Source organism: Micromonospora noduli (genome assembly GCF_003264475.1).
GTDB classification, from domain to species: Bacteria; Actinomycetota; Actinomycetes; order Mycobacteriales; family Micromonosporaceae; genus Micromonospora; species Micromonospora noduli.
On record NZ_PYAC01000002.1, the window covers coordinates 279,858 to 287,537 of the forward strand.

Annotated in this window: 7 protein-coding genes and 1 riboswitch; of the genes, 5 read left to right on the forward strand and 2 right to left on the reverse strand. The window is 70.5% G+C overall.

Going from position 1 to position 7,680, the window contains the following annotated elements:
* Window positions 1-9: 9 nt before the first annotated feature.
* Complete coding sequence (locus MED15_RS06885) at window positions 10-696, reverse strand: DUF4232 domain-containing protein (RefSeq protein WP_244220393.1); 687 nt, start codon at window positions 694-696, stop codon at window positions 10-12.
* A gap of 269 nt (window positions 697-965) precedes the next feature.
* On the opposite strand from MED15_RS06885, the gene MED15_RS06890 reads away from it, so the two are divergent.
* Complete coding sequence (locus tag MED15_RS06890) at window positions 966-1,421, forward strand: DoxX family protein (RefSeq protein WP_112582929.1); 456 nt, start codon at window positions 966-968, stop codon at window positions 1,419-1,421.
* A gap of 255 nt (window positions 1,422-1,676) precedes the next feature.
* On the opposite strand, the gene MED15_RS06895 is transcribed toward MED15_RS06890, so the two are convergent.
* A complete protein-coding gene (locus tag MED15_RS06895) occupies window positions 1,677-1,982 on the reverse strand; it encodes an ArsR/SmtB family transcription factor (RefSeq protein WP_112601087.1) in 306 nt (101 codons plus the stop codon).
* Window positions 1,983-2,073: 91 nt separating this feature from the next.
* Here MED15_RS06895 and MED15_RS06900 point away from each other — a divergent pair, with 91 nt between their 5' ends.
* The 4 genes from MED15_RS06900 (at window position 2,074) to paaN (ending at window position 7,650) form a co-directional block, all read left to right on the forward strand.
* Window positions 2,074-3,036, forward strand: coding sequence for a DMT family transporter (locus tag MED15_RS06900; RefSeq protein WP_112735035.1), 963 nt, complete (start codon window positions 2,074-2,076; stop codon window positions 3,034-3,036).
* Window positions 3,037-3,104: 68 nt separating this feature from the next.
* A riboswitch (SAM riboswitch) is annotated at window positions 3,105-3,240 on the forward strand.
* A gap of 10 nt (window positions 3,241-3,250) precedes the next feature.
* Window positions 3,251-4,537: a threonine synthase gene (thrC, locus tag MED15_RS06905; protein WP_112727043.1), complete on the forward strand. Its 1,287-nt coding sequence runs from the start codon at window positions 3,251-3,253 to the stop codon at window positions 4,535-4,537.
* 264 nt (window positions 4,538-4,801) lie between these two features.
* Window positions 4,802-5,821: a GNAT family N-acetyltransferase gene (locus MED15_RS06910; RefSeq protein ID WP_112735036.1), complete on the forward strand. Its 1,020-nt coding sequence runs from the start codon at window positions 4,802-4,804 to the stop codon at window positions 5,819-5,821.
* 155 nt (window positions 5,822-5,976) lie between these two features.
* Entirely contained in the window at window positions 5,977-7,650 is a 1,674-nt protein-coding gene (paaN, locus tag MED15_RS06915) for a phenylacetic acid degradation protein PaaN (protein WP_208646575.1), read from the forward strand.
* Window positions 7,651-7,680: the final 30 nt, after the last annotated feature.

The following is a 7,680-nucleotide window of genomic DNA, read 5'->3' on the forward strand; positions in this document are numbered from 1 at the left end:
CGGGTCGGCTCACAGCCGGCTGTCGGGCGGGCTCACCGACGACGGCACCGCGCTCGGCGCCGGCGGTGGGGCCGGCCGGGTCGGCACCGGCGTGGACGGGTCGGCCTTCTTCCAGGCGCTGACGCCGATCCGGCCGGTGTTGCCGAGATCGATCGGCCCGTCCGGGTCGACCTCGTCGGCCGGCTGCCCGGCGGCGGGTGCCACCGTCAGGAACTCGCCGTTGGTGGCCACCACTGTCGAGTCGGTGACCAGGTTGCGCCAGAGCACCACTGCGGTGGCCCGCTCCCCGGCGGCGAGGATGACCTGCCGGGGTGGCTGGTCGAAGCCTGAGGTGATCTCCTTGGCGCCGTTGACCACCCGCAGCATGATCGGCTCGCGCGCTTCGTCGAACACGTGCAGCACCGGGTACCCGTTGAGCTGGTAGGGGTGCTCGCCGCAGTTGACCAGCTCCAGGCCGAGGGCGCGCAGACCCATCGCGGCGTCCCCGCCGGTCGACCGGATCCGAACGCCGCTCGTCGGGCACTCGTCCGGCGTCTCGGTGCTGGCGGTCGGGCCTGCTTGCGCCCTCGAACCGGGGGGTGGCTGGCTCGGATCTCCGGACTGGCCGCGATGGTCGAGAGTGCAGCCGCCGAGCACGGAAGTCATCGCGACCGTCGCGGTGATGCGTCGCAGTGCTGCGGTGTCGCGGGAGATCATCCGTTGATCCTCGCCCACTTGCGCAGCACGTCGACGCCCGGCCCCGGCCTCGCCGGCTCTTCCTGCGCTGCCACGCGAGCTGGTGGGGGGACGTCTCCTGGTGCGCCTTTCGAGCTGAATCGTTTGCGACATCACCGGGGGAGGGCGCGGGCGTCCTCGTTCACACCGTTTTCACGAGGGATTATCCCACCAGCAAGGAACTTATGACTTTCGATGCATGCATGCCTCAGGATCGACGAGACCAATTCATACTCCTCGATGGAGGTGCCATGAACGTCTCTCGGCTCGGCGGGCCGACCCTGTCCCTGTTCCGCATCGTGATCGGCCTGCTGTTCACGTTGCACGGCCTGTCCTCGGTATTCGGGTTGTTCGGCGGCAACCCGATGACCGGCAAGGCGGTACCCCTCGGCACCTGGCCGGGCTGGTGGGCCGCCCTGATCCAACTGGTCTGCGGCGTACTGGTGCTGGTCGGGCTCTTCGCCCGACCCGCCGCGCTGCTCGCCTCCGGCTCGATGGCGTACGCCTACTTCGTGGTGCACCAGCCGAATGCTCTGCTGCCGCTGCACAACGGAGGCGAGCGGGCGGCGCTCTTCTGCTGGGCGTTCCTGCTGGTCGCGGCTCTCGGCCCGGGTGCCTGGGCACTCGACACGCTGCGCGCCCGGCGTCGCACCGACACTCCATCGGCATCGGCTTCGGCGGCCGAGCCCGACGCGGTGTCCGTCTGACCACACCCGAACCACGCGCCGTCGAAGCCTCGACGAGGCGGCTTCGGCGGCGCGTCCGGTCAGGGCCGGCCGATGCGCCCGGGCCCACTCCCGGTCGCCACTCCCGGTCGCGGCGTTACCTCTTCGCTGATGTCGTAGACGATTCAGCTCCAAAGCGAGCGTCGGTGGCAGGTCCCAGCCGAGGATGACGTGCCGCCGGCAGACCGGCTGGTGCCGCCACGCGGACTGCGGCCGTGGAGCGGGGGTGAGGCGGGGTCAGGCCGGCGGGCGCTGGGTGAGGACCGCGTCCAGCAGGCCGGGGTAGAGCTTGTCCAGCTCGTCCCGGCGGAGCCGGACCAGTCGGCTGGTGCCGGCGGCCCGGGTCCGGGTCAGCCCCGCCTCGCGCAGCACCTTGAGGTGGTGGCTACGGGTCGCCTTGGAGACGCCGAAGTCGAAACTGCCGCAGGCGGACTCGCCGCCCTCGGCGAGCGCCCGGACGATCTGTAGCCGCACGTCGTCGGCGAGTGCGGCCAGCACGCTGGTGACCGGTACGGCGGTCAGGTCGGGCTCGTGCGGCTCCATGTGACCAGTGTAACCCTTGTTCGACAACTATCGAACGACGCCCTATGGTCGGTGTCGTTGGTTCGACGATACTCGAACATTGGAGTTGCCGATGCGATCCCGCGCCACCGCGTACCCACTGGTCGCCGTGCTCGGCTGGGGCGTGATGTTCCCGATCCTGGCCAGCGCGCTCGACCGGGTCGACCCGCTCAACCTGACCACCGCGCGCTACCTGCTGGCCGCCGTCGTCCTGGTCGCCATCCTGCTGCTCCGCGAGGGTGCCGGAGCGCTCCGGCACGGTGGCCGGGCACTGGAGGTGGTGGTGCTCGGAGTGGTCGGCTTCGCCGGCTTCAACCTGCTCACCAACCTGGCGCTCGAACACGCCGCCCCGCAGCAGATCTCCCTCTTCGTGGCCACCACTCCGGTGATCACCCAGCTGGTCCGCTGGGCCCGCGACGGCGTACGCACGAAGCCGCTGCTGCTGGCCCTCTCCCTGGTGGCGCTCCTCGGCGTCGGTCTGGTGATCACGCGGGGCAGCCTGGCCGGGCTCGGCCAGTTCGGCCTCGGCGGGCTCATGATGATCGGCGCGGTGCTGGGCTGGGGCATCTACACCCACGGCGCCAGCCGGTTCGGCGAGTGGTCGCCGCTGCGCTTCACCACCCTGACCGCGCTCGCCGGCACGGCCGCGATGCTCGTCCTGAGCATCGGCGCCGACGCCGTCGGCTGGCAGCACGCGCCGGCCGCCGCCGACCTCGTGGCGGTCGCCCCGCAACTGGCGTACGCCGTGCTGGTGGGTGCCGTGATCGCGGTTCTGGCCTGGAACACCGGCGTGCAGCGACTCGGTGCCGCCAACGCCGCGCTGTTCATGAACCTGGTCCCGGTGACCACCTTCGCGGTGCAGATCGCCCGCGGCTACCGCCCGGAGCCCGTCGAACTGGTCGGGGCCGCCATCACGATCGCCGCCCTGATCGCCGCGAACCTCGCCGCCCGGCCCCGGTCCGCCGCACCGCCCCGGCCGAGCGCGGTGACGGATCCGATCGCGGTGACCGACCCGGTGGCGGTGAGCGCCCGCTGACCCAGTAGCTGGGATCTGCGGTAGCAACGACCGACAGCGTTGTCCTAGACTCGACGGCACAACTGAATACCTCATCCAGAGGGGCTGAGGGATACGGCCCGACGACGCCCCGGCAACCACCCTGCGCGCTCACCGCTGAGCGATCCGCGGGGCAGGTGCCAATTCCGTCCCCGCCGCACCGTGCGATGCGGGGAAAGATGAGAGGACTCTCGACATGACGTCGACGCTCGTCGCCTCCGGCATCGACACCTCTGCCAGCCCCGCCCGCGCCCTGGTCTGCCGTGCCTGTTCGGCCCGCTACCCGCTCGCCGCCCAGCACGCCTGTTACGAGTGTTTCGGCCCGCTGGAAGTCGACTACGACGCCGCCGCGCTGGCCACCGTCACCCGCGAGCAGATCGAGGCCGGCCCGAACAACATCTGGCGGTACGCCGCCCTGCTCCCCGCCGGTCAGGACCCGGCCAGCCGGGTCACCCTCGACCCGGGGCTGACCCCACTGGTGGCGGCCCCGCACCTCGCCGCCGAGCTGGGCATCACCGCGCCGCTCTGGGTCAAGGACGACAGCGCCAACCCCACCCACTCGTTCAAGGACCGGGTCGTCTCGGTAGCGCTCACCGCCGCCAAGGCGCTCGGCTTCAGCCGGTTCGCCTGCGCGTCGACCGGCAACCTGGCCAACTCGGTGGCCGCCCACGCCGCCCGCGCCGGGGTGCCCTCGGTGGTCTTCATCCCCAGCGACCTGGAGCAGGGCAAGGTCATCACCACCGCCGTCTACGGCGGCGAACTGGTCGCCATCGACGGCTCGTACGACGATGTCAACCGGCTCTGCGGCGAGCTGGTGGAGACCGACGAATTCGAGGACACCGCGTTCGTCAACGTGAACGTCCGGCCGTACTACGCGGAGGGCTCCAAGACCCTCGGCTACGAGGTGGCCGAGCAGCTCGGCTGGCGGATTCCGGCGCAGGTGGTCATCCCGATGGCCAGCGGCGAGCTGCTCACCAAGATTGACAAAGCGTTCTCCGAGCTGGTGGAGATCGGCCTGGTCGAGGCGCCCGCCGACGGCTGGAAGGTCTTCGGCGCGCAGTCCGCCGGCTGCAACCCGATCGCCGTCGCCCTGCACGCCGAGACCGACACGATCGTTCCGGTCAAGCCCACCGGCATCGCCAAGTCGCTCAACATCGGCGACCCGGCGGCCGGCCTCTACGCCCTGGAGGCGGTCCGCCGCACCGGCGGCTGGATGGAGTACGCCGACGACGACGAGATCCGCGCTGGCATTCGCGATCTGGCCCGTACCACCGGGGTCTTCGCCGAAACCGCGGGTGGGGTCACCGTGGCCGTGCTGCGCAAGCTGGTCGAGTCCGGTCGGCTCGACCCGACGGCCGAGACCGTCGTTTTCAACACCGGCGAGGGTCTGAAGACCATCGACGCGGTGGCCGGCCAGGTCGGGCCGACCCACCACATCAAGCCCTCGCTGCGCGCCGCCCGCGACGCCGGCCTCCTCGGCTGACGGGCTCGCTCGGACCGGGGCCGAGTCGATCAGTCGGTAACTGGGTTTTCGCTGTGAGTGTGGAAAACCCGCCGCTACGGACTTGACGACAGGAACCGGACGGCGCAAGATGCTCCGTGCGGGAGGGCATTTCGCCGAAGACTTTTGAAGTTCTTGCGACCCAACGCCGGAGGCGTTGTGCGAGTGTCCCTCCCGACCACGTTCGATCGGGCCAGCGAGTAATTCGCTGGCCCGATCGCTTTTGTACGGTGCAGGCTCACCGGCATGAGCATCACCATCGCGTCGTTCGACGGCGCCGACCGGACTTCCGTCGACGAGGCGTACCGGATCGGGGTGGCGGTCAACGACGCCGATCTGCCGGACCTACCGCCCTTCTGCCGGCGCCGCTTCGACGCGCTGTTCCACACGCCGTTGCCCGGCACCCGGACGCTCTGGGCACTGGCCCGACTGGACGGTGTCCCGGCCGGCTTCCTGCAACTGGACCTGCCGCAGCTCGACAACACCGACAACGCCACCGTCGAGCTGAAGGTGCGTCCGGAGCTGCGGCGCCGGGGCGTCGGTCGGGCACTGCACGAGTACGGCGTACGGCTGCTGCGCGAGCACGGCCGCAAGCGGGTCGTCGGGCTGACCGTCTCCGCGTTGCCCGACGGGCCGGCCCGGAACGTGGCGGGCGCTGCGTTCGCCGCGTCGACCGGAGCCCAGGCCGCGTTGGTCGAGGTGCGTCGCCGGCTGGAGATCGCCGAGATCGACCGGGTCGCGCTCCGCGCGGCACTCGTCGAGGCCCAGCCCCGTTCCGAGGGGTACCGATCGGTGTGCTGGCAGGGCGCCACCCCGGAGGAGTATCTGACGGACATCGCCTACCTTGACGGCCGGCTGATGATGGACGCGCCCCTTGGTGACATGCAGTGGGAGCCGGAGCAGGTGGACGCCGAGCGCATCCGCGGCACCGATCGGGCCCTGGAGGCCAAGGGCCGCCGGCGGTACCACCTCGGGATGCGACACGAGGCGTCCGGCCGGCTGGTCGCCTGGACGCTGCTGGAGGTTGGCGCCTCCGCCGACTGGCACGCGTTCCAGCAGATCACCATCGTCGACCCCGCACACCGTGGACACCGGCTCGGCCTCATCGCCAAGGCGGAGAACCTGCACCACCTGCTCACCCACGAGCCGGCGGTGCGGAGCATCGACACCATCAACGCCGCCAGCAACAGCTACATGGTGGCGATCAACGAACAGCTCGGCTTCCGCCCGGTGGACTCCTGGACCGACTGGCAGCTCACCCTCTGAGCCCTGGCCGGAGGCCTGCGGTTACCCGCTGCCGCCGCGAGCAACCCCGTGCCGTCGGCCATTGGCGCTTCTGCTCGGGAACTCGACTGCGGCATGAGCCGCTGTCGGGCATTCGCGCTACTGCTCGCGGACCGGACTCAGGCATGATGGCGGGCATGACGGAGACCCCGCATCCCCTGTACGACAGGCACGCCGACACCCTCAACCGTGCGCTGACCGCGATCACGGAGCGGGGCTACTGGTCCGCCTATCCCGAATCCCCCAGCCCCCGGGTGTACGGCGAGACCGCCGCCGCCGACGGTAAGGCCGCCTTCGAGGCGTACCTCGGCGGTGACTTCCCGCTCGACCAGCCCGGCTCCGGCGTTCGGGTCGCCACCGAGACGAGCCCTTTCGGCGTGGAGTTGGCGGTGCGTTACCCGCACGCCGGCCCCGGTGAGCTGGTGAGCGCCGCCTCCGCCGCGCTGCCGGCATGGCGCGACGCCGGCCCGCAGGCCCGGGTGGGCGTCTGCCTGGAGATCCTCGACCGGCTGCACAAGCACATCTTCGAGCTGGCCAACGCGGTGCAGTTCACCAGCGGGCAGGCGTTCGTGATGGCCTTCCAGGCCGGTGGCGCGCACGCGCTGGACCGGGCGCTGGAAGCGCTGGCGTACGCGTACGCCGAGATGACCCGGCACCCGGGTACGGCGGGCTGGGAGAAGGCCGCCGGCAAGGGTGACCCGCTGCGGATGACCAAGACGTTCCACGTGGTGCCGCGTGGGGTGGCGCTGGTGATCGGCTGCAACACCTTCCCGACCTGGAACTCGTACCCCGGGCTGTTCGCCTCGCTGGTCACCGGCAACCCGGTGATCGTCAAGCCGCACCCGCGCGCGGTGCTGCCGCTGGCCATCACAGTGAAGTACGCCCGGGAGGTGCTCGCCGAGGCCGGGTTCGACCCGAACCTGATCATGCTGGCGGCCGAGGCGCCCGGTGAGAAGCTCGCCAGCGACCTGGCCCTGCACCAGGCCATCCGGATCGTCGACTTCACCGGCTCCACCGAGTACGGCGACTGGCTGGAGACCCATGCGCGGCAGGCATCGGTTTACACCGAGAAGGCCGGCCTCAACACCGTCGTCATCGACTCCACCCACGACTTCGCCGGCATGTGCCGCAACCTCGGGTTCACGCTGACCCTCTACAGCGGGCAGATGTGCACCACCTCACAGAACATCCTCATCCCGGCCGGGGGCATCGAGACCGACCAGGGGCACAAGAGCTTCGACGAGGTGGCCGGCGGGATCGCCGCAGCGGTCGGCAAGCTCACCGCCGACCCGGCCCGAGGTGTGGAGCTGACCGGCGCCATCGTCAACGACGGGGTGCTGGAGCGGCTGGCCGAGGTGACCAAGGTCGGCGAGCCGGTGCTGGAGTCGCGGGCCGTGGCCCACCCGTCGTACGCCGACGCGGTGGTACGTACCCCGACGATCGTGAAGCTGACCGCTGACGACGCGGAGACGTACGGCCGGGAGTGGTTCGGGCCGATCTCGTTCGCCATCGCTACCGACTCCACCACGCACAGCCTGGAGCTGCTGCGCCGGACGGTCGGTGAGAAGGGCGCGCTCACCGCCGGGGTCTACTCGACCGACGAGGCCGTGCTGGACGCCACCGAGGTGGTGGCGGTCGAGGTCGGGGTGCACCTGTCCTGCAACCTCACCGGCGGTGTCTTCGTCAACCAGTCGGCGGCGTTCTCCGACTTCCACGGCAGTGGGGCCAACGCGGCGGCCAACTCGGCGCTGACCGACGGGGCTTATGTGGCTAACCGGTTCCGGATCGTGCAGTCTCGGCGTCATGTTTGATCTTTAGTTGCGGTTGGGGTTTCCGGGGCA